The sequence below is a fragment of the Acidimicrobiales bacterium genome (assembly GCA_036399815.1).
Classification (GTDB): Bacteria; Actinomycetota; Acidimicrobiia; order Acidimicrobiales; family DASWMK01; genus DASWMK01.
The window spans coordinates 1-26,383 of sequence record DASWMK010000027.1 but is presented as its reverse complement, the minus strand read 5'-3'; the positions used below and the strand labels follow the sequence as shown (position 1 = coordinate 26,383).

Genomic DNA, 26,383 nt, shown 5'->3' with positions numbered 1-26,383 from the left:
CCGGCGCGGGCACCGTCGCGTCCGGGCGCCCCTCTTAAACTTCACACCGCGAGAAGCGCCGCACCCTTGCACCCGTCGCAGGCCCCGCGGTAAGAGTGCTCAACGACAGAATCTCGACGCGGTAACGACACGAAGAACCGCACGTTCGGTCGCTCCATTCTTCGCAATTCTGGGCTCGGCTCGCGCCGATTGTGGCGTGATGGCGGACGGCCTGCGGACAGGGGGAACCTCGCCTCGCCTGCTCGTCCACCCGCGCGCGCTCGGTGCGCCGGCCCGACCCGAACCGGGGGAGGCGCGCGTGGATCGCAACCTGTGGAAGCACAGCACGAGCACCGTCGGCCTCGTGACGGCCCGTCACGGCGACCTGGTGAACGTGATGGCGGCGGAGTGGACGTACTTCGTGGCCAAGGAGCCACCCCACATCGCCGTGTGCGTCCACGACGACAACCTCACCCAGCAGCTCGTGCTCGAGCACGGCGAGTTCGGCGTCACGCTGTGCAGCGCCGACCAGGCACCGATCGCCGACTTCGTCGGCAGCGTGTCCGGCCGTGACGTGGACAAGACGAGCAGCGAACTGGTCGAGCTCGTCGCCCCGGTCGCCACCTCCACGCCGTGCGTGGCCGGCGGCGTCCTGCGGGCCGAGTGCACCGTGCGCCACGTGCTGGAGCTGCCCAACTACCGCCTGATCGTGGGGGCCGTCGTCCACGCGGAGGTCGACGAGGACGCCAGCCGCACCCCGCTCGTCAAGCACGGCGGCATGTACCACCTCGGCGAGCCGATCGTGCGGGACCGCATCGTGGCCGCCGCGGAGCTGGTCGCCGGCGACGGTGACCGCCCGGAGGTGCTCGTGTGCGCGACGGGGCCGTTCGAGGCCGCCGGCGCCGACGGGGCCGACGTCGCCCTCGTGGCCGAGGACGGCCGGTCCTGGTCCCTCGGCCGCGTCGCCCTCGACGAGTACGGGGACGTGTTCGCGCAGGCGCAGCTGCCCGCCGACGTCGACCCCGCCGCCGTCCCGCCGGCCCGTGTCGTGGTGTCCGCGCCCGGGCTCGTCGCCGGCACCGCCCGGCTGACCGCCGCCCGCGTCGCGGCCGAGGTCGCCGTCTGAGGCCCATCCCGAACCGTCCGTCCCACCCGGAAAGGAGGTGACGTCGATGATCAAGCCGGTCCGTCGGCGCTCGAACAGCGCGCGGTAGTGCACTCCCGTGGGGGGCGCCCCGGCGGAATGTCCGGGGCGCCCGACCCGCCCGATTTCTTCAATTACTCGTCACGAGGTGGTCCATGCTCCTCCCGAACCGCGCCAATCGGTTGGTCTATCGCGACGACGTCGGCGTGCTCGTTTGCGACAATGTCGGACGGATCCACCGTCTCGACGACGACCTGAGGGTGGCGGCGTCGTCGCCCGTCGTCCCCGTCGCCAACGGCATCTACGCGATCGCGCTGGCCGACGACGTGGTGGTCACCAAGGACAAGTTCGGGACCCTCGCGAAGTGGTCGCTCGACACGCTGGAGCCCATCGACCTCGTCGACGCGGCGATGCTCCGCGACGAGTCGAACCTGCTCGAGGACGAGGAGCCGTCGCCGACCATCCACCGCGGCCTCGGGATCTGGAACGGCCGGGTCTTCTTCAACAACGGCTACCTCCAGTTCACCGTGGTCGACCTGGCCACGTTCCGGGTCGAGCACATCGGCCCGGGCCTGTCGGCCGCCCACCTCGAGTGGTTCTGCGTGGACCGCCCCGGCATCCACGCCGTATCCGACAAGGTCGGCCGGCTGTGGCTCGGCGACCTCGACACCCTCGAGTTCCCGGTCGAGGTCAAGATCGACGAGGGGGCCAACCTCCACCGGATCGCCTACGACCCCGTCCACGACCGCTTCTGGGTGACCCAGGACTCGGGCGAGGGCGAGCTCGAGAACATCGCCAACGGCGTCGTCACCCTGCTCCCCGACGGGACGGTGGAGCACTCGCTGCCGTTCACGCAGGACGACGTGGAGTGCCTGGCCTTCGGCCGGGACTTCTCGGAGGCCTACGTCGGCGGCTTCGACGGCCGGGTGCACGTGTTCGACAACTCCCGCCGCGAGCTGCGGATCGTCCGGTCGCTCGGCCCGTTCAGCCACCAGGTGAGCGACCTGGTCGTGACCTCGGCCGGCGACCTCGTCGTGCTGTCCCAGGACGGCGCGATCGTGAAGCTCGACCCCTCCGGCCGGCGCAAGCGGGACGGCGCCTTCCGCCCGCAGTGCGCCTGGGACATCCAGCCCGACCGGCGCGACCCCCGCCGCCTGCTCGTCGCCACCGACGACGGCGTGGCCGTCGTGCGGGCCGGCGACACCGCGCCCCACCACCTCCTGCCCCTCACCGTCGAGGCCCACCACCGGCACGGCATGGGCTTCTGCCGCCGGGTCGTCGCCCTCGCCGACGGCTCGTACGCGGCGATCACCCGCGGCCACTGGGTGTTCCGGGCCGACGAGTCCGGCGCCGTGCGCTGGCGCCGCCGCCTCGACGGGCTGCCCCAGACGATCTCGGTCTCGCCGGGCGACGACCGCCTCCTCGTCGCCACGTCGACCGGCGCCGTCGAGCTGGCGGCCGACGACGGCTCGACGGTCGACGAGCTCGGCATCGACGGCATCGCCATCTGGGCCACGTCGTACCTGCCGGCCGGCGACCGGGTGATCGCCTCCCGCAACGGCACCATCTGCGCCTTCCCGCCGGGCAGCGCGGAGCCGTCCTGGCGGGTCGAGACCGGCGAGTACCCGAAGCGGATGCGGTACGAGGGCGGCGTCCTCCTCGTGACCGGCGAGGGCGGCGTGAAGGAGGTCGCCGTCGACGGCTCGGGCGTCGGCCGCCGGTGGTACGAGCTGCTCGACAACACGTGCGAGAACGCCGCGGTCGTGGACGGCACGATCTACGCGACGACCTACGGCGCCCAGATCGGCGTGTACGACGTGGACAGCGGCGAGCTGCACGGCCTGATCGAGCCGACCCCCGACTACGCGAAGGCGGCCGCCAGCGTGCGGACCGACGACGGGCAGGCGTTCCTGCTCGTCGGCGGGCGCGGTGGCTGGATCACCTGCTTCTGGCTCGACGGCCCCGTGCCGCGCAAGGTCCGTGAGCTGTACCTCCCCGCGGCCACTCCTCCCGCGGCCGACGACCGCTGGTTCGTCGCCGGCGAGCTGGCGGCGACGAGGTGACCGTGGCCGGCGTCGCCGTCGCCCCCCGGGCCGAGGCCCCGTGGTCGCCCTGGCGGGACACGGGCTTCCGCGTGTTCGCCGCCGGGAACGTGGCGAACAACATCGGCGACGCCGTCTACGCCGTGGCTCTCCCGCTGCTCGTGTTCGACCTCAACGGGTCGCTGCAGCTGATGTCGCTCCTCGCCGCGCTCGGGCCCGTCGCCCTCGTGCTCGGGCCGGTCTTCGGGCTGGCCGCCGACCGGTGGGGCCCCAGGGTGCTCGTCGTCCCCGGCCTGGTCGTGCAGATGGTGGCCGCGCTCGTTCTCAACGCGGCCGCCTTCTGGTTCGGCGCGCCGTTCCTCGTGCTGTTCGTCGCCGGCGCCCTGGTCCAGCTGGGCGGCGGCATGTACCGCTCGGGCTGGATGTCGGGCATCCCGAGCATGTGGCCACAGGACCCCGGCCGGGCCAGGGGCGCGCTCAGCAGCTGCTACGTGGCCACCACCGTCATCGGGCCCGGGCTGGCCGCCGCCCTCGTCGACGGGGTCGGCTACGAGCTGCTGCTCTGGTTCAACCTGCTGACGTTCGTGGCCCCGATCGTGGTCTGGCGGATGGGGATCCACCCGGCGCCGGCCGACCCGAACCGGCCCCGGTCCTCGCCCGCCCGCGAGCTGGCCGCCGGCTGGGCCATCCTGCGGCGGTCGAGCCGGGTGTTCCGGGTGATGGTCCTGTCGCTGCCGTTCGACTTCGTGTCGAGCACGGGCACCGTCACCCTCGTCATCTTCCACCTGCGCGACCGGTGGGACATGTCGGCGAGCGGCGTGAGCGCCGTGCTCCTCGCCGCCAACGTCGGCGCGCTGGTGGGCTCGCTGGCGGTGTCCGAGCGGAGCTCGTGGCCGCTGCGCCGGCTGCTCGCCGTCGGCCTGGTCGGCGTCGTCGCCTGCCTGCTCGTGCTGCCGGCGCCGTTCCTGCCCGCCGTCGTCGTCGCCTTCGTGGTCTTCTTCGTGGTCGACAGCGCCCTGGCCGTCGCCACCGAGATGCTCGTGTACCGGACGATCCCGGCGGAGGCCATCGGCCGGTCCAACGGCTTCTGGCGGCTGGTGCACGGCGTGCCGCAGCTGCTCGCGCCCCTGTTCATCTCCGTCCTCGGCGACCTCGTCGGCTCGTCGGCCACCTTCGTCGTGCTCGCCGCCATCGGCGGGGTGTCGGTGGCGTGGCTGGCCGCCTCGTGGCGCGCCCTGGCCGACGACGCGCCGAAGGAGGCGGTGTCCTGATGCGTCCGATCGACGTCCCCGGGCGCGGCGACGGGCACGCCGCACCGATCACCCACGTGGCCTGCCGGGACGACCGGGTCGCCACCTGCTCCTACGACGGAAGCGCCATCGCCTGGCGGCTCGAGGGGCGGCGCCTCGTGCCGGGGCACCGGGTGTGGCACCGCCGGCTGGTCAACGCGGCGGCCTGGCACCCGACCGACCCGAGCGTGCTGGCGACGGCGTCGGCCGACAAGACGGCGGCCGTGTGGCGGCTCGGCGACGGCGGCGCCGTGGAGCTCGTGGCCGTGCTGGCCCGGCACACCGACGACGTCAACGCCGTGGCCTGGCTGCCCGACGGCCGGCGCCTCGTGGCCGTGTCCGAGGACGGCACGGCCAGCCTCTGGGACGCCCTCGCCGGGCGGTTCCTCGGCTTCGTCGCCCGGCACGGCGGCCACTGCATGATGACGGCGGTGAGCGGCGACGGCCTCGTCGCCACCGTCGGCGAGGACGGCGTTGTCAACGTCGGCGACCCCGATCGGCCGGGCTCGTGGACGGGCCGGGCCGTCGGCGCCTCGGTCGAGGGCTGCGCGTGGTCGCCCGCCGGCGACGCGCTCGCGCTGGCCAGGGACGACGGCCGCCTCGAGCTCGTCGACCGCTCGCTCGCCACCCGATCGTGCGCGACGGTCGGCTCGTCGGCCGTGCGCAGCGTCGTCTGGCTCGACGGCCGGCGCCTGGCCGTCGGCGGCTACGACGGCACCGTCCGCATCGTGGACACCGCCGGGCGCGTGCTGCACACGTTCCACGACGAGCGCCTCTGGCCCCGCTCGGTCGCGGCCGGCCCCGGCGGCGTGCTGGCCGGCAGCTTCTGGTCGAGCCCGTTCGTGGTCGACCCGGCCACCGGCAAGGCCGTGGTGGAGCCGGCGGCGCCGACCGAGGGCCCGAACGCGCTGGCCGTCGGCGGCGGCCGGCTCCACGTCGGCCTCGACTCCGGTGCCGTCGTGTCCGTTCCCCTCGACGCGCTCGTCGCGCCGTCGCCGATCGCCGACGCCGCCTCGGTGGAGCGGCCGTCGTCCAGCCCGGTGCTGTCCCTCGCCGTCGCCGGCGGCGTCCGGTACGTGGGGACCTACGGCGGCGAGGTCCTCGCCCTCGGGGCCGACGGCACCCTGCGGGCCCGGGCCCAGCTGGGCGCGCCGGTCCCGTCCCTCGCCGCCGCCGGCAGCCGGGTCGTCGCCGGCACCTACGGCGGCGAGCTGGTCGAGCTGGCGCCGGGGGACCTCGCCGTCGTCGACCGCCGGGCCGCCCACGACGGGTCGGTGAAGTCGCTCGCCTTCGTGCCCGGGACCGGCCTGCTGTCGGCCGCCACCGACGGCCGGGTGGCCGTCGGCGACGGGTGCCGCGACCGGACGGTGCTGTGGGAGCACGGGAACCTCGTGAACGCCGTGGCCGCGCACGGCGACGTGGTGGCCAGCGCGTCGCGCGACCACACCGTCGTGGCCGGGCGCGTCGTGCGCGGCGCCACGGGCTGGCACGTCGAGGGGCGCACCGCGCTGCTCGGTGCCGACGAGTCGGTCAAGTGCGTCGCCGTCGTCGCCGCCGGCCCCTCGCCGGTCGTCGTCGCCGGCTCGTACGACTTCAACGTGTACGCCTGGTCCTTCGACGAGCCGGGGGCGGCGACGCTCCGGGCCGGCGCCGCCGTCCACACGTTCCGCCAGGCCGCCTGCACGGCGGTCGCGGCCGGGCCGGCGGCCGCCGTGGTCGGGTCGTGGGACCACGAGCTCGCGGTCGTCACGGCCCGGCCGGACGGGGTGTCCGTCACCCGGACGGTGGCCGTCGACGACCTCCTGGAGGGGAGATAGCCGTGGAAGCGACGGGGTTGCGGGCCGTGGCCTCGGTCCGGGTGCGGGTGCCGATCGTGGTCGAGCGGCTCGACGGGACGAGGGTGTCGGCCGAGGCCGTCACGTTCCACGGGCTGTCCGACGGGCGCGAGCACCTCGCGCTCGTGTTCGGGCCGGTCGACGGCGTCCCGCTCGTCCGGCTCCACTCGGAGTGCCTCACCGGCGACGTGTTCGGCTCGACGCGGTGCGACTGCGGTCGCCAGCTGAGCGAGGCCGTCGAGCGGTTCGCCGACGAGGGCGGCGTCCTGCTGTACCTGCGCCAGGAGGGGCGGGGGATCGGGCTGTACGAGAAGCTCGACGCCTACGTCCTCCAGGACCAGGGCTACGACACGTTCAGGGCGAACCAGCTCCTCGGGCACGCGTCGGACGAGCGCGACTACCGGGTGGCGGCCGAGATGCTCGCCATGCTCGGCATCCCCTCGATCCGGCTGCTGTCGAACAACCCCGACAAGGCCCGCCAGCTCGAGCGGTCGGGGATCGACGTCGTGGAGACGATCGCCACCCGCGTGTACGTGACCCCGGAGAACCGGCGGTACCTCCAGGCCAAGAGCCGCCAGGGCGGGCACACGATCTCGCTGCTGAACGGGGTGGGCGGGCCGTTCGCCGACGGCGACGAGGCGGTCGCCGGATGACCGATCATCTGGTCGTGTCCTCGCCGCACGAGGAGATGACCGCGCCGCTGCCGCCGGCCGGGGTCCTGCCCGGGATCGGCCGCGCCCTGCACCCGTCGTGGGCCCCGCCGGCGCCCGACCTCGTCGCCGTGGTCGAGTCCCGGGCGCCGCTCGCCGACCGGCTGGCGGCCGGCGCGCTGCTCGCCCTCGCGGGCGACCCCCGTGTCCCCGTCGAGCCCGTCACCGTGCCGGTCCCCGGCGGGCGGGCGCTCGTCGGCCTCGACCCTGCCGACGTCGACGCGGTCGTCGCCCGGTGGGCCCACGTCGGCGTGCTGCGGTCGTGGATCGAGAAGGAGACGCCGGTCCACGAGGTGGCCGTGGCCCCGTTCGCCATCGGCCGCTACCCGGTCACGAACGGCCAGTGGCTGGCGTTCCTGCTCGACGCCGGGCACCCGACCCGGCCGTCCACCTGGTACCTCGGGGCGTTCCCGTGGGACCGCTCGAACCACCCGGTGTGCGGCCTGTCGACCGGCGACGTGGACGCCTACCTCGCCTGGCTGCGGCGCACGACCGGACGGCCGTACCGCCTGCCGACCGAGGCCGAGTGGGAGTACGCCGCGTCCGGGGGCAGCGCGCGGGAGTTCCCGTGGGGCGACGAGTGGGTCGACGGGCTGGCCAACACCCGCGAGCTCGGCGTCGGGACGACGACCCCCGTCGGCGCCTTCCCGGCCGGCGCGTCGCCGTTCGGCCTGCTCGACATGGCCGGCAACGTCGAGGAGTACGTGGCCGACGAGTACGGGCCGTACCCCGGCGGCCCGGCCGTCGTCGACGACCTGGTCGAGGAGGTCGGCGCCTACCGGGTGACGAGGGGCGGCAGCTTCAGCCGGTACGGCGACCTGGCGAGGACGAGGCGCCGCCACGGCCCCTTCCCGAGCCCGCTGTACCCCATCGGCTTCCGGGTCGCCGTGGACCTGTGAGGCCCTATGATGGTCGGCCGCACGGCCCCATCGTCTAGAGGCCTAGGACACCACCCTCTCAAGGTGGAGACACGGGTTCGAATCCCGTTGGGGCTGCCACGCCTGACCAGCACTTTCGCCTGGGGTAGCCACCCGCCCCTTGCGGGTTTCCATCCGGAGTTCCATCCTACGGGGCCGTGAGAGGCACCCTACGATGGAAGGACGGGGCCTGGCGGCTACAGGTCAGCGCCCCCGGCATCGACAACAAGCGCCGGTTCGTCACCCGCACCGTCCGCGCCCCCAACACCCGCACCGGCCGCCGAGAAGCCGAGTCGGCGCTGGCGAAGCTCGTCGCCGAAGTCGAAGCCGGCCAGCTCGCCGCGACCGCCCCGCCGACCGTCGGCCAGGTCATCGAACGGTGGCTCACCCTGCGCTCGGCGGACTGGTCCCCGAAGACCGCCGTCGAGATGCGCGGCCACGCCGCCCGCCACGTCACCCCCGCCATCGGCCACCTGCGCGTCGACCGGCTGCGGGTCGCCCACCTGGACGCCCTCTACGCCGCCCAACGCGACGCCGGCCTCTCACCGGGAACGGTCCGGCAGACCCACAAGATCGTCCACGCCGCGCTCGAGCAGGCCCGCCGGTGGGGGCTGGTGACCACGAACGTCGCAGGGTTGGCGGAGCCGCCGAAGGTGGGGCGGGCGAAGGTGCGACCCCCGGAGCGGGACGAGCTGGGCCGGTTGTTGGCTGCGGTGGAGGGGCAGCCGGAGTTGTGGTGCTGGCTGCGGGTGGCGGCGGTGACGGGGGCGCGACGGGGGACGGTGTGCGCGCTCCGCTGGCCGGACATCGACTTCGACGCCGGCACCGTCACGTTCACCCGAGCGTTGACGTTGGGCGACGGGGTGGTGGTGGAGAAGTCGACGAAGACGGACCGGCCGTACCGGATCGCGTTGGACGCCGACACGGTCGCCGCGCTGCGGGCGCATCGGACGCGGATGGCCGAGCGTGCCATGGCGGCGGGGAGGCGCCTGGCGGTCGACGGGTTCGTGTTCTCGCCGCCGACACCGCCTGACGGGACGGTGCCGTGGCGGCCGGACTCGACTTCACGGCGGTTCGCGAGGATCGCCCGCCGGGCCGGGGTGGAAGGGGTGCGCCTCCACGACCTCCGCCATTTCGTCGCCACCCAGCTCCTGGCGGCAGGGGTGGACGTGCGCACGGTGGCGGGGCGGTTGGGGCAGTCGGGGACGTTGGCGCTGTCGTTGTACGGCCATTTCGTGCCGGCGGCGGATCGGGTGGCGGCGCAGCGGATCGCCGACGTGGTCGACGGAAAGGGCTAGTGCAGCGCGTCGTAGCCGGGGCAGCCGCCAAGCTCAGCGACCCGCAGGTCGATGCTCGTCAACCGAAGCCGGGCCCGCGCTCGGTCTGACGTGTCGCCGCTGTTGAGGTCGGCGACGGTGTCGTTCAGCGTGTCGACCAGCTCGTCGCACGACTGCGATGAGACGGGTTCCTCGCGTTCGATGATGCCGAACGCCCCGAGGGCCGCCTGGCCGGCCCAGATGAGGACGCCGACGACGCAGGCCAAGGCGAGCCAGCCACGCCACCCGACGGTCCGTGAGGTCGTGGTCTGGTGCTCGTCGTCGCTCATCGTCCGCTCTGACCCTCCCGGCAGCCGACTGGATACCTACGACAGTGTTACGAAGTTGTCGGAGTTCTTGCACGACCCGTGCACTCTGAGGTTGACTCACTTGTCACTCTCCGGGTGTGGGGGAACAGGGCGGGTGGTGGGCGCGGGGGCTACCGGCCGACCAGATCGACGCGCTCATCGGGAGGTTGAAGCGCACTATGGCCGACCTACAAGCCGAGGTAGCCCGCATCGAAGCCGAGACGACGCTTGACGAGTTCGAGGCACTGATCCGCTACTTCATCGATCACTGGGACCGGGCCTCAGCGATCCAAGCGGCGTCGCCGCCCGAGTGCGTGGCCGCGTACCGGCAGAAGACGACCGACCCTCGGGAGGCGCTGCTGGGGCAGGTCGCCGCGCTAGCGGTGATCCATCCCGACGTGATCGCTTTCTACCGCCGGAAGATCAGCGTCTGGTTGGAGGTGGTCCGCCTGATGCGGGTGGCGGTGCAGGAGGACGATGCGATGCGACGCACGATGGAGGCGTGCGGCCGGGTGCTATTGGCCGCGTCGGCGTCGATGGGAACTGCTCCGGAACGAGTCGTACATGAGGAGCAGAGTCCGCCGGTCGTGCTCGTCAAGGGCGGGGTCGGCGGCAACGGCGTCGGGAACGGACATGCGCACGGTCGCGTCCGGCGGGTAGTAACCGAGGTGCTTCGACAGCGACCCTGGCGTCAGACCTAACGCCTGCTCGATCTTGAACACGACGGACGGGCCGGGGATGTTGTCGCCGGCCTTCCGCCAGCGCCGGACGGTCTCAGGGTCGTAGTTGACCGCTCGGGCGACCGCTCGGATCGCTTCGGCTGGGTCGGTGCCGAGCGCGTCGGTCAGCGCTGCCCGGAAGGCAGCTTCCTGCTCCGTGGTGTAGGGAGTCCGTCTTCGCACGCCCCTCCTCCGCCGCCCAACCCCAACGTTTCGTTGGTGTGTGGTCACGGTAGGGCCTCGGCGCAGCGGCCGTCGAAACGTTGACCAACTAGACGTTTGACGAGACCACCACGACGGTGGTACAACAACGTCGTGACACCAAACGTGTCGTTGGGTCGACGGATCAAGGAGCGCCGCAACGCAGCCGGGATCACCCAGCGCGTCCTGGCCGAACGGATGGGCGTTGCCGTCCAGACGGTGCAGAACTGGGAGCGCGGCTCCCGGACGCCGACGATCCCCGTCCTGATCGCGATCGCCGCGGCGATCGGCGTCCCCGCCGTCGACCTGTTCGCCGGTGCCGTCGACGACCCGTCCGCCACGCCTACCACTGACACGGCGCGGTCCTCGTCAGATACGTCGGAGCGTGCGGCGTGAGCACCCCGTCGCTGGAGCAGCTGATCGCCGACGCCGTCGAGCGCGGCACCAAGGCCGGGCTGGAGTCCCTCGCCGCTCTCGTCGCCGCCCCGCAGCCGCTGGTCTACAAGGTCGCGGAGGCGGCCCATGTGCTCGGGCTGGGGGAGCAGACGATCCGCGACATGGTGAACGACGGTCGCCTTCCGCGGTTGCCGCACACGGATCGGGTGCTGATCCCGCGTCGGGCGGTGGAGGGACTGGTGGAGTCGGCGATGGCGTCCCGTCCGGTGAGGGCCGCGTGATCGCCGCGGTCGTGCCCCTACCGGAGCGGAAGGTGATCGTCCTGGACGAGTACCGGGGCCGGCGCCGTGAGCGGCCCGTCCCGCCCACCCCGGAACCGGAGGACGCAGCGTGAGCCGAGACGACATCGCCCGGACGATCGACGCCGAAGCCCGCCACGTGGAGCTCGGGCGCCGCTGCCGGATCAATCCCGACGGGTCGATCGGCGTCCCGTCGGAGTCACAGCCCGGTGTGTGGCGCACGGTGATCCCGTGGAGGACGGTCAACGACCTCCTCGTGCTCAGGTGCGACTGTCCTTCCGGCTCTAGGCGGTCGACCCCGGCCGGTCACGCGATCTGCAGTCACCAGGGGGGCGCCGCACATTCGCTTGCGTGGAGGGGCCTCGCTTGTTTCGACGGCGAGCGGTGGTACGTGACCGAGAAGGCGAAGCGCCTCGCTACCGGCACCGCTCACGACGCGTATGTGGTCACTCGGGCGGAGGGTGCCCGGTCGAACTTCGAGGCCCGCTGCCCGGACTGCCAGTTCTCGGTGCCGGTCGCGACATTGGACCGGGCGACGGCGGAGCAGGTTGCCGAGGGCCACCGGCGGCAGCACGAGCCGAGGCCGGCGGAGGCCGACCCGTTCGCGGGAATCCCGGCGTGAGCGCGCCTAAGACCGACGAGCAGGCGGCTGCGAACGCGAGCCTGAACGAAGCGATCATCGTCGGCTTCCATGCCGCCTACGCCATGTGGGACGGCAAGGACGACGACGAGCGACCCGGCGTACTGGACGAGGTTCGCGTCGCCATCGAAGCCGCCATAGAAGCCGGCCACCTGATCCCCGCTGATCGGCTCAAGGCGCTGGACGCGCTCCCGCTCGACGGCTCCTACGAAATCCTCCACTCCGGCTGCGAAGACCAAGGCTGCCCAGCTCACAGCCCGTGGGTGACGTTCCGGCCGGTCCACCATCTCGCCCCCATCGCCCACGAGTCCGGCGTCATGGTCGTCGCCCGGAAGCGGGAGCAGTGATGCCGCACCGTCCGGAGCTTCTGTTCCCGTCGGCGTTCGGCGAACGCGTTGACCGGCCTGTCGGGGTGGAGGGCGACTGCCTGGATCGTGCGGTCGTCGCCGCGCTCGGCGCCTCGGCGGGGTCGTTCTCGGAGCGTGCGCTGATCCGGGGTCTGTTCCAGCGGGCCGTAGACGCCGGCCACATCATCCCCGCCGACCGGGTCGAGCGGACCGGCTACCGCCACACGACCGCTGACGAGGACGAGCCGCTGTACCGAGTCCGGGAGGCCTGATGTACACCGACGCCCCGCTCGTCTTCTCGCCTGTCCTCCTGGCCGATGGTGACCGCTGCGGCTGCGGTCACCGCGGCTACGACCATCTGACCGACGACGGCACCTGCTGGAAGTGTGGCTGCCCGTCGTTCTCCTCGGTGGATCGTGCGTCGGCGGCACCGGCGGGCCAGCCGTCCGCGACGGCTCCCTCCCCCCACCTGCCGATGCCGACCACGGACGGTCCAGTCCGAGCGGTCGCCGCCGCGCCACACCAACCCGCCCGCCCTTCCACCCGCCCGGGTCGTGGCTTGGACCGTCCCACAACGTCAACGGCCGGCCACGGTGCTCACACCACCGGGCCGGCCAGCACCCCGGCTGGCTGACAGCCGGAGCACAGGAGCAACCGTACATGCCGACCGCCCCGTCCCCCCCCATCCCCTACGCCCACCTGCACCTCTACCCGGAACACCAGGTCCACGCCACGCCGCTCTACCCCGGCTGCCTCGACTCGTGGGTCCTGCACCTCGGCCCCCACATGCAGCTCTACGGCTCGCCCGACACGCTCCGATCGAAGCTGACGGCGCTGCTCGACGACCTCCCCGTCGACATCCCCGCCGACCCGTTCGTGTACGTCGCCCTCGACGACCTCGTGCCGGGCGACGTGATCATCGGCACCGCCGACTCCCGCCTGCCGGTCGCGACCGTGCAGCACGACACCCCCGACCGGATCGAAGCCCTCGACGACGACGGGGCGGTCGTCGCCTACGGCGACCCGGACCACATGGTGCGAGTCGCCCTGCCCCGCCCGTCCCCCGCCGAGGTCGAGCCGGCCGCCGCCGAGGCGGTGCCCGCGTGAGCCTCGTCGAGTGCACCACCCAAGCGGACCTCGAGGCCGTCGCCGCCGGCGACGTCGCCGTGGTGCGCTCAGGGTTCTTCCAGGCCTCCGGCTCGGCGACGGTCCGGGCCTACGGCTCGGCGACGGTCCGGGCCTACGGCTCGGCGACGGTCCGGGCCTCCGGCTCGGCGACGGTCCAGGCCTCCGGCTCGGCGACGGTCCGGGCCTTCGACTCGGCCACGGTCCGGGCCTACGGCTCGGCGACGGTCCGGGCCTCCGACTCGGCCACGGTCGAGGCCTCCGGCTCGGCGACGGTCCGGGCCTTCGACTCGGCCACGGTCCGGGCCTACGGCTCGGCGACGGTCCGGGCCTTCGACTCGGCGACGGTCCAGGCCTCGAGGTGCGTCGCCGTCCAGGACCACGGCCCGGACGTGACCGTCACGGGCGGCGTCGTGATCCCGATCCGCACGCCGGAGACGGCCGAGGAGTGGTGCTCCTACTACGGGGTCGACGTCGACGACGGCGTCGCGGTGCTGTTCAAGGCGGTCGGTGCCGACTGGCGGGGCTCCCACAAGGCGCTCGAGGTCACCTACGAGCCGGGGGCGACCCCGTCGGCGCCGGACTGGAAGCCGACCCCGGTGTGCGGGTTCGGCCTCCACTTCTCGCCCCGGCCGTTCATGGCCCGCCCGTACTTCGGCGGGGAGCCGGCCCACTTCGTGGCCTGCCCGGTGCGGGTCGCCGACATGGTGCTGCTCGACGACAAGGTGAAGGCGCCGGCGGTGGCGGGCCCGGTGTGGGAGTGCGACGAGGATGGTGAGCCGGTCGGTCTTGAGGCGGTGGCGTCGTGATCGCCGTCCTGTTCGTCGTCAGCCTCGCTGCGGGGTGGACGCTGCGCGGCGTCTACGAGGACGTGGCGCGTCACCGGCCGAACCGGATCGGGTTCGGTCCCCGTCCGCTGAACGACCGGCGGAGATGGCTGTCGTGAGAACACGATGGCTGTCCGAACACGAGGCGGATCGCCTCAGTGCGGCGCTCTCGCGTGTCACTGCCATGCCCGGCCAGAAGTGGGACGCCGACTCCGAGGCAGTCACGCAGTACGGACCCGACCTTCCCGACGCGTACGACAACGGCGTCCAGGTGAACGAGATGCGCCTGGGTCTGGCGTGGCGAGCGCGCCGTGACCCGTTGCGGGGGGCGATCGCCATGCAAGTCGGGACGCTGCTGCACGAGGTCGCCGAGTGGACCCGTGTCGATGGCGAGCAGATCTTCGACCCCCATCCGGACGACTACGCAGCGGAAACCGCTATGTGGCTCTTGCTGGAAGACCTCTCGTGGGAGGTCGCCGGGAAGATGCTCCGCGAGCATCCGAAGCGAAGCTTCGCCTTGGAGGCCGCGTCGTGATCCCCTCGGATGCTCCTTGGGATGCCCCGGTGTGGACCGACCGCGACGAAGCCGAAGCGGCTCGCCAGGAACACCACGACCTCCTCGCGACGGAACACGACTTCGAGTACGTGCTGGACGACGAGGGGTGGGACTGGTGAGGGCGCCCGGTGAGGCGCTCAACTGGCCGCTGCTCTGGCTGGCGGTCGTCGCTCTGAACGGTCACCTGGTGTACCAGTCGGAGACCGCGGCGGGGAGCGGTCTTCTATGTGCTGATCCTGCTCATCAACGCCGTCAACTACGGCGACGCCCGTGTGTATCGCGCCCGCAGGAGCGTCGGTCGGTGACCGCGCTCGTCTTCGATTCCAAGGCGGACGTGATCGCCGCCTGCGACGAGGAGGTGCGCCGTGGCGCTGCTCGCTGATCACTCCGCCCTCCCGAAGGCCGATCGCAACGACGGCGGCTGCCCGCCCGACGAGCATCCACGCTTCGTGCACCTGCTCGTTGAGGAGTGGGCGCAGCGCAACACGGACGACGGCGACAAGCCCACCGCGTACGACACCCGGCTCCGCCACTCCGACGCCGGCAAATGCGCCCGCATGCTCTCCTACAAGGCCGCCGGCCTCCCCGCCTCGGACCCGATGGACCTGCCCGGCGTGTGGGTCACGTCCCTCGGCACCCTGCTGCACGAGCACTGGCAGGCCGCGTTGCAGCGCCGCTACCCGGACGCTCAGGTGGAGGTGAAGCTGCGGGTCGACGGCCTCGACGCCTCCGGCCACGCCGACGCCCTCCTCGTCGTGGACGGCCGCCGCATCGCCTACGAGTTGAAGACGGTCGGCGGATATGCGTTCAAGATGAAGGTGGGGGAGCGGGGCGCCCCCGAGGGCCCGTCGCACGACCACCTGCTGCAGGGCGCGCTGAACGCTGTCGCGTTGGACGCCGACGAGCTGGTGATCGGCTACCTCGCGACCGAGGCGATCAGCATCAACGCCGCGCAGCGGAGGAAGCTGCAAGGAGCCGCCCGGTTCGCGGCGGAGTGGACGTTCACGCGCGACGAGTTCGAGCCGCTGGCGGAGCGGGAGCGGTCGCGGATGACGAGCATCCTCCGGCTGGTGGACGACGGGATGCTGGCGGCCCGCCGGTTCGCTGACCCGTCGCTGCCGGTAGGTCATGAGGTTGTTGATCCGGTGGCGTCGGCGGGTGACGGCCGGTGGGAGTTGCGCCGCGATGGGTCCGTGGTGGACGCGGGGACGTGGTGGGCGTGCGGGTATTGCGCGTTCCGGTCGCTGTGCGCGACGACCCGGCCGGGCCGCATCCCCATCGTTGAGGTCACGGGAGGGCAGGCGGCATGAAGCGGTTCATCGCTGCTCGGATCGGTAGTAGGCGCACCGATGTGGTCTGGGTCGTGCTCGACTGTCGGAACAGCGTCGCTGGCGACATCTGCACCTGCGAAGACGGGCTTCGAGCCACCGCGATAGCGGCTGCGCTCAACGCCGACTCGTCCGCCTACGACAAGGTACGTGACGCCGAGGAGCCGTTCTGATGGCCTCCCGTCTGCCGGTCCCGCTCACCCAGCTACAGCGCCGCCTCCCCGAAGCCGGCCGTCTCCGCACCGGGGTTCGCACGCAGCGGGCCATGAAGGCAATCCCCACGTGGCGGGCCACCTCTCGCGACGAGGAAGCGATCCGCCAGATCGCCGCCGTCTACGGCGGGGAGCCTCGTCCGTGGGAGGGGTCGGACGGCCAGTGGGAGGTCATCACCACCGCCGCCGAACTGAACGTCGTCCTCCCGCCTGACCCTCTCGGTGGGACGCCGATCTACGAGCAGTGGTCCGGTGGCGGCTGCCAGCGGCGCTGCGACGGCGTGAAGTGCCAGGTGCCGACGGCCGGCCCGGACGGAACGGAACTTGCGGAGGTGGACTGCATCTGCTCGGCGAAGGGGGCGATGGAGTGCTCGCCGCACACCCGGCTGTCGGTGATCCTCCCCGACGTTCGCTTCGCCGGGGTGTGGCGCTACGAGTCGGCCACGTCGTGGATCGTCGCCCAGGAGCTTCCCGGCATGGTGGAGCTGGTGCGGGGGTTGCAGGAGCGTGGGCTGACCCGTGCGGTGCTCGCGATCGAGAAGCGCCGCCGCACGCAGGACCGGAAACCGTTCACGATCCCGGTGATCCGGCTCGCGGATTCGCCGGACGAGATCGCCGCCGGCCACGCCGCGCTCGGCGCGCTCCCCGTCGCTGCGGTGGAGCCTCCGGTGCCGGCACTCGCTGCCGCTCCCGCCTCCCCTGAGGAGTGGGCAGAGGACGACGAGCCGGTTGGCTGGCCGATCACCCACGACGCCTCCGGTCGCCGCCGCGACGACGAGGTGATCGACGCCGTGATCGTGGACGACGTGGCCCCGGAGCGGGTGCTGGAAGCGGCCCAGCGGGCCGGGATGCGCACGCTCTCGCCTGTGTGCCGCCCTGCTGGCCTCGCTCGAAGAGGAGACGACCTGATGGCCGACCACTACCGCGACCACATGGTGTCCTACGTCGCCTCGGATGGAGCCTTGATGCTCGTGTTCCGCGACAACGATGAGCCGACCGAGGTGATTCGAATCCCCGATCCTCGGTTCCACGAACAGGCGCTCGACATCTTCCGTCGCCGGACCACCTGCGCGTCTGTCATCGACGGACTCAAGCGGGCGAAGATCAAGCGCCAGCGTCGCAGTGTCGCCTACGCCATGTGGGACGGCGGCGACAGGCGGGCCGCATGAGAGCCAAGGTCGAAGCCTCCGGACTCACATCCGCCCTCCGGCGTGTCCTCCCGGGGTCGAAGACGAAGCACGGCGGCACCGGCGGGCTGGTGCTCGTCACCGCCGACGGAGCCGGCCTGCACCTCCGCTGCGACGACCACGACCTCGACATCCGCACCACCGTCGCAGCGTCCACCGAGGAGACCGGCTCCGTCGTCGTCTCCGTCGGCCTGTTGGAACGGTTCTCGTCGGCCGTCGGCGACGGTGCGGTGATCCTCGAGGACGCCGACGGGATGCTGACGGTGGAGGCGCCCACGTCGAACCTGCGGCTCCGCTGCGCCGACCCGGATGTGTGGCCGGTCCGCCAGCCGATCGAAGGCGCCGGCAGGCCACTCACCTCCGAGTGGGACGCCGTGCGCCGGGTGGCGATGGCGGCGTCGACCGACGCGCAACGGCCGAACCTGACCGTGGTCCGTTTCGCCGCCGACTTCGTCGCCGCCACCGACTCCTACCGGCTGCACCATGTCGGCGTCCCCGATCTCGGCATGGACTCGCTGGTGCCGGCGTCCGCCCTCGGTCTCGTCCTCCGCCACGTCGACTCGGAGCGGGGGGCGACGGTCCGTCAGCACCTTCTGGCAGCGTCGATCGACGACGGGACCACCACATGGCGCCTGTCGCTCATCGACGGCGACCCGGTGCACGACCGGTGGGAGGTGCTGGTACCGCAGAGCCGCCCACATCGGTTGACCGTCCTCGCCCGCTCGCTGCTCGACGCGATCGACATGGTCACCCCGGTCGGCGCGACGGAGGCGACGAAGGAACGGGGACCGGTGGTCACGCTCACCGTCGACGACGGCGCCGACGAGCTCGTCGTGTCGGCCACCGGCGCCGATGTGGGTGAGGCGACCGCTGTCGTCCCGGCGTCGGGGTCGCTGCCCGGCCCGCTCCACGTCCAGACCCGGCTGCTCGCCGACGCTGTTGAGGCGGCCGCCGACGACGAGGTGACGTTGGAGACGGCGGACACGCACAAGCCGATCGTGATCGCCTCCGGCCGGTTCACCGCGCTGGTCATGCCGACCCGGGTGCCGACGTGAGCCGCCGGGCGTGGAACTCCACGCTTTCCGCCCCGTCGAAGCCGATGCGCAAGGTGTCGGCCAGACGTGAGCGGGAGGACGACGAGTACCTGGCGTTGCGCCGTCGGGTGCTGGAACGCGACGGCCGCCGCTGCCGCGCCCACCGGCTCGGTTACGCGCCCGAGGTGCCGTGCGCCGGCCCGTTGGAGGTCGACCACTTCGTCCCCGTCGGCGTCTGGAAGGGCGGCCGGCTGGTAGACGACAACTGCTGGGCGATGTGCCAGCGTCTGAACCAGGCGAAGAACGCCGACCCGGCGTGGGCGGTGCGCATCGGGATCATGTCGCGGACACCGGGCGACCCGCCCCCCGAGGTCGCGCCGTGAGCGCCCACACGCTCCTCCTCACCGACCGGGGCGAGGTGCACCGCCACCGCTGGGCGCCGTCATGTGCCTGCGGCTGGCGTGGCCGCAACAAGCGCCGCCGCCGGTTCGCCGAAGCCGAATACCGGCATCATGTCGCCTCCAACAGCCGGATCACCGTCCGTCGCCGCGGGCGCCGACGCGTCGGCCCCCAGCCCCGGCCGCTCACCCCGGCCGACCGGCTGCCCGAGGTGCTCCGGTGAGCCTCGACCGGCTGTTCCCGGACCCCGTCGACGACCTCCTCGAACCGACGCCACCCATGCGCGTCCGTCAGCGGATGCCCCTCTGGGAGCCGGATCGCGCCGAGTTCGCCGACGTGCTGTTCGCACGGCCGTCGTGGTGGGACGACGCCGCCTGCGCCGGCGAGGACACCGATTTGTTCTTCCCGACCCGTGGCGACACGTCGGCGCTGCGAGCCGCGAAGGCGATCTGCGCGCGTTGCCCGGTGCGAGAACGCTGCCTCGAGGACGCCCTGGCGGCCCCTCTCGACCGCTGTGGGGTGTTCGGCGGGACGACGTCGAAGGAGCGTGCCCGCATCCGTCGTGAGCGGACCAGGAAGGCGGCATGAAGGCCACGTTCATCGTCGCCGACGTGTTCGACGGCCTCCGCTCCCTCCCCGACGCTTCCGTCGACCTCGTCTGCACGAGCCCACCGTTCCTCGCCCTGCGCTCGTACCTGCCGCCCGACCATCCCGACAAGGCGAAGGAGCTGGGGTCGGAGGCGACGCCGGCCGAGTGGCTGGACGGGCAGCTCGCCGTCGTCGCCGAGGTCGGCCGGGTGCTCGCGCCGCACGGGTCGATCTGTTGGGAGATCGGCGACACGTATGCCGGGTCCGGCGGCGGCGGCGGCGACTACCTGCCGGGCGGTATGCGGGAGGGTCAGCAGCAGTTCGCCGGGTCGGCCGCCTCCATGCGCGAGTCGAACGCCGCCCACTGGCGGGCGAAGAACCGCTACAAGGACGGCCGCGGCAACCCGGACGGGATGCGCGACACGACGTTCTCCGGGGCCAACACGCAGACCGGTGGCGGCGTCGGCTGGCCGTTGGCCAAGTCGCTGACCGGCCTCCCCACCCTGTTCGCCTGGTCGCTCGCCTACGGCCGGAACCTGCTCACCGGGGAGCCGTCTCCCGCTGGCCATTGGCGGGTCAGGAACCTGCGGCCGTGGGTGCGGCCGAACCCGCCGGTCGGCGCGCTCAGGGACAAGGTGCGGCCGGCCACGTCGTACGTGACGGTGGCGTGCCGGTCGCAGCGCCGGTGGCACGACCTCGACGCCGTACGACGGCCGCTCACAACGGGACCCGGAAACCGCTACCCCCGACGGCCGAGCAAGGCAGCTGACGTACACGGCGCCGGGTGGCAGGACCACCCCGTAGCGCCGATGGATTACTCCGCCGGCGCCCCGCCGCTGGATTGGCAGCACCCGGTGGACGAGGTGCTCCGCGCCCAGTTGGCCACCGACCGGACCACCCCCCGCGACCTCCGCCTCGCCCTCGAGCGCGCCGGGATCATCGACCCGATCGACGGCTACGACCTGTCGCCCGGCGGGTACACGGGCGCCCACTACGCCGTCTGGCCGCCGGAGCTGGTCGCTCCGATGGTGGAGGAGATGTGCCCACGGCGAGTGTGCCGCACCTGCGGCGAGCCGAGCAGGCGGCTGGTCAACGCCAAGCGGATCGCCGATGCCGACAACGGCACCCGTCGCAAGAACACCGCCGCCGCCAACCCGCGCTCCGGGTTCAGTGAGGACGTGCCCGAGGTTGGCTGGGAGTACGACCGCACGACCGTCGGCTGGTCGTCGTGCGGCTGCCCCGGCATGGACGACGAGCTGTGGGGCGACAACGACTGGCGCGGCCAGCTGCGGGGCTGCAACGCCGCTGACAAGGCGGCCAGGCGGGCTGCCGCTGAGGCAACGAAGGCCGAACGCCGTGGCGATGCCGACGCTGTCCGCCTCCGCGCCGCGGCCGACGAGGCCGCCTCGGCGGCCGCCGGGGAGTGGCGTTGCTTAGCGGCGATGTACCGAGGCTGTCCCGACGGCCGGCACGCCCGCCACGGTTGGCGGCCCGGCGTCGTGCTCGACCCGTTCGCCGGGACCGGCACCACTCTTCGGGTGGCCGTCGACCGGGGACGCGACGCCGTCGGGATCGACATCGACGCCCGGAACGCTGACCTCGCCCGCCAGCGGCTCGGCCTGTTCCTCGACGTGGGTTTTCCTGCTTCTTCTGAGGAAGGCGAGGTGGCCTAGAGCGTGGCGGGCCTCCGTGATCGCGAGGTGGTGTGAGTGGCCGGCGCCCGTCCGTGGAGGCGTGGCGGGCCGATGTCGCCGCGACCGGCCCGGCGCTGGACCGCTGGGTGGCGGTCGTGCTGAGCGGGCTGATGGACGAGGCCGGCCAGGTGGAGGTGGCGGCCGGCGCGCTGGCCGAGCTGGTCGGCCTGTCGGAGCGGCGGGTGCGTGACCATGTGGCGTCGCTGGTGCGGCGCGGCTGGTTGGAAGTGGCCGAGGAGGGGGGGTCGCCGAAGCGGCCGCGGTCCCCCCACGTCCTTGTGGCGTCCACCCCTCGGAAGGCCGGACGGAACGTCAGGGGTGACGATTCGTCAGGGGTGACGGAACGTCAGGGGGGAGCCGCAAACCTCCTGATCACGACGGGTGACGATTCGTCAGGGATGACGGAACGTCCACCGTCGGCGAACGGGAAGGCTGCCTCCCCAGGTAATACCCCCCCTGTGGTCCCCCCCAGTGGGGACGGGTCGGCCGGCAAGCCGGCCTCCAGAGAGCGCCGATCCCTGACCCGCGTCCCGGAACCGTTCGTCGTCACCGACCGAATGCGGCTGTGGGCCGCCGCCGAGACCCCGACCGTCGACGTCGACGACCAGACCGCCTCGTTCATCGACCACGCCAGAGCACAGGACCGGCGGGTGAAGGACTGGGAGGCCGCCTGGCGGAACTGGCTGCGCAAAGCCCACCGCGACCTGGGCCGCCGCAACGGCCACGGGCACCGTCCCGAGGCCGTCAACCCGGTCACCGGGAGGGTGAGAAGCGCATGAGCCGCCGCGTCCCGGCCAACGTCGAAGCCGAGGAGTCGCTGCTCGGCGCCTGCCTGCTGTCCCGCGCCGCCGTCGAGACCGCCGCCGCGCAGATCACCACCACCGACTTCCACGCGACCGGCCACGGCGCCGTCTGGGACGCGCTCGTCGCCGTCTGGGGCCGCGGCGAACCGGTCGACTCGGTCACCGTCGCCGACGAACTCCGCCGCACCGGGAACCTCGAGCGCGTCGGCGGCGCGGCGGCGCTCGTCCGACTGCAGGCGGCGTGCCCGTCGACTTCGAACGTCGCCCGCTACGCCGCCCTCGTCGCCGACGCCGCCACCCTGCGGGCCGGCATCCACCTGGCCGGGGAGATCGCCGAAGCCTGCTACGACCCGGGCGCCGACGCCGCCGAAGTCGTCGACCGCATCCGCCGGATGGCCGACGAGCTGGTCGCCCCAATGGGCGCCGCCCCTCCCGGGCCCGACGTGGAGGCGTTCCTCGCCGAGGACGACGGTCATGTCGACTGGCTGGTCCCCGGGCTGTTGGAGCGGGTCGCCGACCGGATGATCCTCACCGGCACGCCGGGCGAGGGGAAGTCGACGCTGCTCCGCCAGGTGGCGGTGCAGGCGGCGGCGGGGATCGTGCCGTTCACGTTGAAGACCGAATGCCCGCCGGTGCGGTGCATGATCGTCGACGCCGAGAACTCGCCGGGGCAGTTGCGTCGCCGTCTCCGCCCGCTGGTCGACCGGTGCATGGACCGGTTGAATCCGTCGAACCTGGTTGTCCTGTCCCGGGAGGGCGGTCTGCGTCTCGCGTCGTCGCGTGCCGACCGGCGCTGGCTGGAGGAGCGGGTCGCCGCGAACCGGCCGGAATTGGTGACGGTCGGGTCGCTGTACAAGGTGGTCGGCGCCGACCTGACCGAGAGTGTCCCGTCGACGGAGGTGGCTCTGTTCTTCGACCGGCTCCGCACCCGGTACGGGTTCACGCTGCTGGTGGAGGCTCACCGGCCGCACGCTTCGGGGGGGGTGGCGCGGACGATGCGCCCGTATGGGGCGACGGTGTGGGAGCAGTGGCCGACGCTCGGGTTCTGCATCGAGCCGCGCTGGGAGAACGGGCAGGTGGCCCGCTGGGATCTGGCCGAGTGGCGGGGGGCCCGCGAGGAGCGCCCCGGCTGGCCGTTGACGTTGGCTCGGGGCGCCGGCCAGGCGTGGCCGTGGATGCATGGTGTCGCCCTGTCGTCGGGGGGGAGGGCGGCGTGACGGTGGACCATCGACGTACAGACGTTCCGAGCGGCGCTGCGGATACGCGAATCGGACAGGAGGTGGCCGGCGTGACCGACGTGTGGGTGCGCCCGTCGTGGCGGGACTTCTCGGCGTGCTCGGGTCAGCCGACATCGCTGTGGTATCCGGACGAGAAGGGCCACGGCCGGGAGGCGAAGGCGGTGTGCCGGGCCTGCCCGGTGCGCGAGCGGTGCCTGCTCGACGCGGTCGCTCGGAATGAGCAGCACGGCATCTGGGGTGGGGCGGCCGAGCCGGATCGTCGGCTGCTTCGCCGGGCGAGGGCGGCGGGCCGGTTGGAGGAGGCGGTGGCCGAGCACTTCGCCCGGCTGGACGGCGAGGCCGCGCCGGCACGTGATGTGAATGGGCCGGGCGCGACGCACGGGATCGCTGCGACGTACGCGAAGGGCTGCCGGTGCTTTCCGTGCACTTGGGCGGGCCAGGAGCGGGCGGCGGACGAGTCGGTTCGCAGGGACCGTTCGGCGCCGCCGAAGCGGAAGGTCGTCTACACGGTGGAGGTCGCTGCCTGATGGACATCGTTCAACTCGCCCGGTCGTTCGATCTACCCGGCACGAGGACAGCCGTGCAACTCGTTCTTCCGGACGACCTCTCCTTCGACGAATGGGAGGCGGTCGGGCGACCGCTGCGCTTGATGGCGACAGCGGCGATGTGGTGGGTCGGCGACTGGTGCCTATACGGGAAGCAGCGTTGGCCCGACCGCTACCACCAGGCGGCCGAGGTTACGGGCCTTGCCGTTGACACGTGCCGAGTCGCTGAATGGGTCGCTGAGAAGTACGACCCTGTTATGCGCATAACAGATCTTTCCTTCTACCATCACCAAGTCGTCGCAAGCGTCGACGACCCGGCCACGCGCTCGTGGTGGTTGGAGCGGGCACGCGCTGAGAACTTGTCAGGGCACGCTCTCCGCCAGCAGCGGAAAGAGCATGAGCGTGGTGAGACCCCGGGAGATGGGCATAGCGCTGCTCCGCGCCCTGATGTGGTGCCGCGGGCGAAGGTGTGGGTGACGATCGAGGCGGACGGCGAGCATTTCGACATGTTGACGACGGCGGCGCGCAAGGCGGTGGACGGGCTGCGTCAGTGGTTCGAGACGGTGGGTGTGGCGGCGAAGCTGGGTGTCGAGGTCGTGGACGACGGTTCGCCGGTGAAGGCGGCGTGATGCCCGGCGCCGGGTTCCTCGAGCGGGCCTGCACGGTTGACGGCTGCTTCCGTCCGGTCAACGCCCGCGGTCTGTGCTCGAAGCACTATCAGCGGTGGAGGAGGTACGGCGACCCGCTCTACGAACGGCCGAAGCGGTGTTGCGCTGTTGCCGGATGCCTAGAGCCTCACTACAGCCTGGGGTACTGCCGAAGTCATCACCGACGGTTCGTCGAGTACGGCGATCCGCTCAAAGGGTTCGCCGTCGAGTCGCCGACGGTGACCTGCGTCTGCATCGAGCCTGACCCGTCGCCGTCGTGGTCGTTCGCTCCCGGAGGGTTCGGGCCGAACGAGTGTCGCCGCTGCCGGCTGCTTGTCGTCACCGACGCCGTGCTGGCCGGCGTTGAGCGGCACCGGGCGAGGGTCGCCGCCGGGCGGGCGGCGAGGGCAGCGTGACCCGCCCGACATACGTGTACCGGTTGGACGTCGTCTACCCGGAGGGGAGCGACGCGCCCGGCTGGGAGCCTCCCGGTTGGACGCCGGACCGCTTGGAGTTGGCCGACGGCTCGGTGGAGGTGCTCCCCTTCCGATGGCCGGTCGGCCGCCGCTACTTGGATCAGACGGCAGCGAAGGAGCGGGCCGAGCTGCTCCGAACGTACGGGGCGAAGGTGGAGGTCGTCAGGTCGAACCGGGTGTCCTGGCCGGACGACGAAGACGCCGGCCAGCAGGGTCTCGTCTCCTTCGTCGCCCGCCACGCGGACGGCCCGGTGGTGGTCGAGTACGTGTCGGAGCGGGGTCCGGCGCTGGTCGTGTGGGTGCAGCGGGGCGGCGACCGTCAGACGGTGGAGGCCCGCGACCTGTTCCCTGCGCTCCGGCGGGCCGCGAGGACGGCCGCACGCCTCGCCCGGCGAGGTCCGCCGCCTGAGGCCCGGTGGGGCCGCCGTAGGCCCGGACAGCCCGGTTTCCGGAGCGGCCGGCGACAGGAGGCGTCGTGATCACCGGGTGGGGTACGATGAGGTGGCCGGGGCGAGGTTGCCGCCTCCCCCGGCCTGGCCGAACCCTACGAAGGAGGGTCCGACATGACTGAGGCTACGTGCCCCGTCGGTGCCGCGGCGGCGATCCCAGTTCCGTCTGCCTGCCCCCAGTGTCACGGCGCAGGCTGCGTGCTCGACGCGAAGGTCAACAAGCACCCGACCAGGCTGGAGCTGATGCCCTGCATCTACCCGCCGTGCCCGTTCTCTGGGCGCGACGTGGCGGTGCTGTGCTTATACGGCGAGTGGGAGCGGCCGGTGCTGCACCCGATGACCGGGGCCGTGATGAGCTTGTCCCGTCGAGGGGCGTCGTGACCGCCCGTCTCGCAGCGTCTGGCCTAACAGGCGCCCGCGCGCTCACCCTGTATCAGCCATGGGCCTCGCTGGTCGCCGTGGGAGCGAAGACGGTCGAGACGCGGCCGAGGGGCACCGACTACCGGGGGCCGCTGTTGATTCACGCCAGCGTCCGTCGGCCTCCGCTCATGCACCTACCGCCGCTGCCGCGAACCCGCCGTCCCGATCCCGACGAGGGCCGCAGGTGGCTGGTGATCGACACGATCACCGACCCCGCCTACCAGGGGCCGCAACCGCAGGGCCGCCGCATCCCGAGGCGGGCGCTGACGCCGACGTTGTTCTACCCGCCGGAGGGACCATACGGCCGGAGGTGGGACCCGACGCTCGGCAGCAGCGCCGATGAGCAGGGCACTTCCGTGTACCTCCCTCTCGGTGCGGTGGTGGCTGTCGCCACCCTGGCCGACGTAGTACCGATCTACGACAGCGCGACGCGTCTCCCCGTAGCGTGGCAGCGGCACATCGCCCCCACCGCCGACGGTCGGCTGTGGCTGTGGGAGGGGCCGAGCGAGACGGAGAACCCGACCACCGGTCGGCCGGACTGGCGGCGCACCGACATCGCCGACCAGCGCTCGTTCGGCGACTACTCCGAGGGCCGCTTCGCCTGGCTCTTGGAGGACGTGCGTCCCCTGCCTGAGCCAGTTCCGTGGAGGGGCCAGCAGGCGGCCCCGTGGTCGGCTCCGGCGGAGTTGGTGGCGAAGGTCGAGGCGGTGCTG

34 protein-coding genes and 1 tRNA gene are annotated in these 26,383 nt (G+C 72.4%); 34 read left to right on the top strand and 1 reads right to left on the bottom strand.

Annotated features, from left to right (window positions below):
* Window positions 1-298 precede the first annotated feature (298 nt).
* The 8 genes from VGB14_01820 (at window position 299) to VGB14_01785 (ending at window position 9,214) form a co-directional block, all read left to right on the top strand.
* A complete protein-coding gene (locus VGB14_01820; GenBank protein ID HEX9991643.1) occupies window positions 299-1,105 on the top strand; it encodes a flavin reductase family protein in 807 nt (268 codons plus the stop codon).
* A gap of 278 nt (window positions 1,106-1,383) precedes the next feature.
* Entirely contained in the window at window positions 1,384-3,186 is a 1,803-nt protein-coding gene (locus VGB14_01815; GenBank protein HEX9991642.1) for a hypothetical protein, read from the top strand.
* Window positions 3,187-3,188: 2 nt separating this feature from the next.
* Window positions 3,189-4,436 carry an MFS transporter gene (locus VGB14_01810; GenBank protein HEX9991641.1) on the top strand — a complete coding sequence of 416 codons (1,248 nt, stop codon included), beginning with the start codon at window positions 3,189-3,191 and terminating at the stop codon, window positions 4,434-4,436.
* The gene (locus VGB14_01805; GenBank protein ID HEX9991640.1) at window positions 4,436-6,271 is read left to right on the top strand and encodes a WD40 repeat domain-containing protein; all 1,836 of its coding nucleotides are present in this window, start codon (window positions 4,436-4,438) and stop codon (window positions 6,269-6,271) included. The genes VGB14_01810 and VGB14_01805 overlap by 1 nt, the downstream gene beginning before the upstream one ends.
* Before the next feature lie 26 nt (window positions 6,272-6,297).
* On the top strand, window positions 6,298-6,942 hold the full coding sequence (ribA, locus tag VGB14_01800) for a GTP cyclohydrolase II (GenBank protein HEX9991639.1): 645 nt from the start codon (window positions 6,298-6,300) through the stop codon (window positions 6,940-6,942).
* Entirely contained in the window at window positions 6,939-7,898 is a 960-nt protein-coding gene (locus VGB14_01795; GenBank protein HEX9991638.1) for an SUMF1/EgtB/PvdO family nonheme iron enzyme, read from the top strand. Before ribA ends, VGB14_01795 begins: the two co-directional genes overlap by 4 nt.
* A gap of 23 nt (window positions 7,899-7,921) precedes the next feature.
* Window positions 7,922-7,997 (top strand) — tRNA-Glu (locus VGB14_01790).
* Between the two features lie 77 nt (window positions 7,998-8,074).
* Window positions 8,075-9,214, top strand: a complete 1,140-nt coding sequence (locus VGB14_01785) for a site-specific integrase (GenBank protein HEX9991637.1) — start codon at window positions 8,075-8,077, stop codon at window positions 9,212-9,214.
* On the opposite strand, the gene VGB14_01780 is transcribed toward VGB14_01785, so the two are convergent.
* Window positions 9,211-9,522, bottom strand: coding sequence for a hypothetical protein (locus VGB14_01780; protein ID HEX9991636.1), 312 nt, complete (start codon window positions 9,520-9,522; stop codon window positions 9,211-9,213). The genes VGB14_01785 and VGB14_01780 overlap by 4 nt on opposite strands.
* Before the next feature lie 197 nt (window positions 9,523-9,719).
* On the opposite strand from VGB14_01780, the gene VGB14_01775 reads away from it, so the two are divergent.
* From VGB14_01775 to VGB14_01650, 26 genes are all read left to right on the top strand, one after another.
* A complete protein-coding gene (locus VGB14_01775) occupies window positions 9,720-10,241 on the top strand; it encodes a hypothetical protein (protein ID HEX9991635.1) in 522 nt (173 codons plus the stop codon).
* A gap of 333 nt (window positions 10,242-10,574) precedes the next feature.
* Window positions 10,575-10,856, top strand: coding sequence for a helix-turn-helix transcriptional regulator (locus VGB14_01770; protein HEX9991634.1), 282 nt, complete (start codon window positions 10,575-10,577; stop codon window positions 10,854-10,856).
* The gene (locus tag VGB14_01765; GenBank protein ID HEX9991633.1) at window positions 10,853-11,137 is read left to right on the top strand and encodes a helix-turn-helix domain-containing protein; all 285 of its coding nucleotides are present in this window, start codon (window positions 10,853-10,855) and stop codon (window positions 11,135-11,137) included. Before VGB14_01770 ends, VGB14_01765 begins: the two co-directional genes overlap by 4 nt.
* A 109-nt stretch (window positions 11,138-11,246) precedes the next feature.
* Window positions 11,247-11,777, top strand: coding sequence for a hypothetical protein (locus tag VGB14_01760; GenBank protein HEX9991632.1), 531 nt, complete (start codon window positions 11,247-11,249; stop codon window positions 11,775-11,777).
* A complete protein-coding gene (locus VGB14_01755; GenBank protein ID HEX9991631.1) occupies window positions 11,774-12,142 on the top strand; it encodes a hypothetical protein in 369 nt (122 codons plus the stop codon). Before VGB14_01760 ends, VGB14_01755 begins: the two co-directional genes overlap by 4 nt.
* Complete coding sequence (locus VGB14_01750; protein HEX9991630.1) at window positions 12,142-12,414, top strand: hypothetical protein; 273 nt, start codon at window positions 12,142-12,144, stop codon at window positions 12,412-12,414. Before VGB14_01755 ends, VGB14_01750 begins: the two co-directional genes overlap by 1 nt.
* Window positions 12,415-12,802: 388 nt before the next feature.
* Entirely contained in the window at window positions 12,803-13,249 is a 447-nt protein-coding gene (locus tag VGB14_01745) for a hypothetical protein (protein HEX9991629.1), read from the top strand.
* A complete protein-coding gene (locus VGB14_01740; GenBank protein HEX9991628.1) occupies window positions 13,246-14,076 on the top strand; it encodes a hypothetical protein in 831 nt (276 codons plus the stop codon). The genes VGB14_01745 and VGB14_01740 overlap by 4 nt, the downstream gene beginning before the upstream one ends.
* Window positions 14,073-14,213, top strand: coding sequence for a hypothetical protein (locus VGB14_01735; protein HEX9991627.1), 141 nt, complete (start codon window positions 14,073-14,075; stop codon window positions 14,211-14,213). The genes VGB14_01740 and VGB14_01735 overlap by 4 nt, the downstream gene beginning before the upstream one ends.
* Window positions 14,201-14,629, top strand: coding sequence for a hypothetical protein (locus VGB14_01730; protein ID HEX9991626.1), 429 nt, complete (start codon window positions 14,201-14,203; stop codon window positions 14,627-14,629). Before VGB14_01735 ends, VGB14_01730 begins: the two co-directional genes overlap by 13 nt.
* 386 nt (window positions 14,630-15,015) lie before the next feature.
* The gene (locus VGB14_01725) at window positions 15,016-15,960 is read left to right on the top strand and encodes a hypothetical protein (protein ID HEX9991625.1); all 945 of its coding nucleotides are present in this window, start codon (window positions 15,016-15,018) and stop codon (window positions 15,958-15,960) included.
* Window positions 15,957-16,151: a hypothetical protein gene (locus VGB14_01720; protein HEX9991624.1), complete on the top strand. Its 195-nt coding sequence runs from the start codon at window positions 15,957-15,959 to the stop codon at window positions 16,149-16,151. The genes VGB14_01725 and VGB14_01720 overlap by 4 nt, the downstream gene beginning before the upstream one ends.
* Window positions 16,151-17,359, top strand: coding sequence for a hypothetical protein (locus VGB14_01715; protein HEX9991623.1), 1,209 nt, complete (start codon window positions 16,151-16,153; stop codon window positions 17,357-17,359). The genes VGB14_01720 and VGB14_01715 overlap by 1 nt, the downstream gene beginning before the upstream one ends.
* An 89-nt stretch (window positions 17,360-17,448) precedes the next feature.
* Window positions 17,449-18,432, top strand: a complete 984-nt coding sequence (locus tag VGB14_01710; GenBank protein ID HEX9991622.1) for a DNA polymerase III subunit beta — start codon at window positions 17,449-17,451, stop codon at window positions 18,430-18,432.
* On the top strand, window positions 18,429-18,794 hold the full coding sequence (locus tag VGB14_01705; protein HEX9991621.1) for a hypothetical protein: 366 nt from the start codon (window positions 18,429-18,431) through the stop codon (window positions 18,792-18,794). The genes VGB14_01710 and VGB14_01705 overlap by 4 nt, the downstream gene beginning before the upstream one ends.
* Window positions 18,791-19,033 (top strand): hypothetical protein, encoded by a 243-nt coding sequence (locus VGB14_01700; GenBank protein ID HEX9991620.1) that lies wholly within the window; start codon window positions 18,791-18,793, stop codon window positions 19,031-19,033. Before VGB14_01705 ends, VGB14_01700 begins: the two co-directional genes overlap by 4 nt.
* Window positions 19,030-19,398 carry a WhiB family transcriptional regulator gene (locus VGB14_01695; protein ID HEX9991619.1) on the top strand — a complete coding sequence of 123 codons (369 nt, stop codon included), beginning with the start codon at window positions 19,030-19,032 and terminating at the stop codon, window positions 19,396-19,398. The genes VGB14_01700 and VGB14_01695 overlap by 4 nt, the downstream gene beginning before the upstream one ends.
* Window positions 19,395-21,071 carry a DNA methyltransferase gene (locus tag VGB14_01690; protein ID HEX9991618.1) on the top strand — a complete coding sequence of 559 codons (1,677 nt, stop codon included), beginning with the start codon at window positions 19,395-19,397 and terminating at the stop codon, window positions 21,069-21,071. Before VGB14_01695 ends, VGB14_01690 begins: the two co-directional genes overlap by 4 nt.
* A gap of 53 nt (window positions 21,072-21,124) precedes the next feature.
* The gene (locus VGB14_01685) at window positions 21,125-21,871 is read left to right on the top strand and encodes a hypothetical protein (protein ID HEX9991617.1); all 747 of its coding nucleotides are present in this window, start codon (window positions 21,125-21,127) and stop codon (window positions 21,869-21,871) included.
* A complete protein-coding gene (locus tag VGB14_01680) occupies window positions 21,868-23,112 on the top strand; it encodes a DnaB-like helicase N-terminal domain-containing protein (GenBank protein ID HEX9991616.1) in 1,245 nt (414 codons plus the stop codon). The genes VGB14_01685 and VGB14_01680 overlap by 4 nt, the downstream gene beginning before the upstream one ends.
* Before the next feature lie 71 nt (window positions 23,113-23,183).
* Entirely contained in the window at window positions 23,184-23,660 is a 477-nt protein-coding gene (locus VGB14_01675; GenBank protein ID HEX9991615.1) for a WhiB family transcriptional regulator, read from the top strand.
* Window positions 23,660-24,307: a hypothetical protein gene (locus VGB14_01670; protein ID HEX9991614.1), complete on the top strand. Its 648-nt coding sequence runs from the start codon at window positions 23,660-23,662 to the stop codon at window positions 24,305-24,307. Before VGB14_01675 ends, VGB14_01670 begins: the two co-directional genes overlap by 1 nt.
* A complete protein-coding gene (locus VGB14_01665) occupies window positions 24,307-24,741 on the top strand; it encodes a hypothetical protein (protein HEX9991613.1) in 435 nt (144 codons plus the stop codon). The genes VGB14_01670 and VGB14_01665 overlap by 1 nt, the downstream gene beginning before the upstream one ends.
* Window positions 24,738-25,280, top strand: coding sequence for a hypothetical protein (locus VGB14_01660; GenBank protein HEX9991612.1), 543 nt, complete (start codon window positions 24,738-24,740; stop codon window positions 25,278-25,280). Before VGB14_01665 ends, VGB14_01660 begins: the two co-directional genes overlap by 4 nt.
* Before the next feature lie 168 nt (window positions 25,281-25,448).
* The gene (locus VGB14_01655; GenBank protein HEX9991611.1) at window positions 25,449-25,631 is read left to right on the top strand and encodes a hypothetical protein; all 183 of its coding nucleotides are present in this window, start codon (window positions 25,449-25,451) and stop codon (window positions 25,629-25,631) included.
* Between the two features lie 230 nt (window positions 25,632-25,861).
* On the top strand, window positions 25,862-26,383 hold a 522-nt coding region (locus VGB14_01650; GenBank protein ID HEX9991610.1), incomplete at its 3' end, for a hypothetical protein.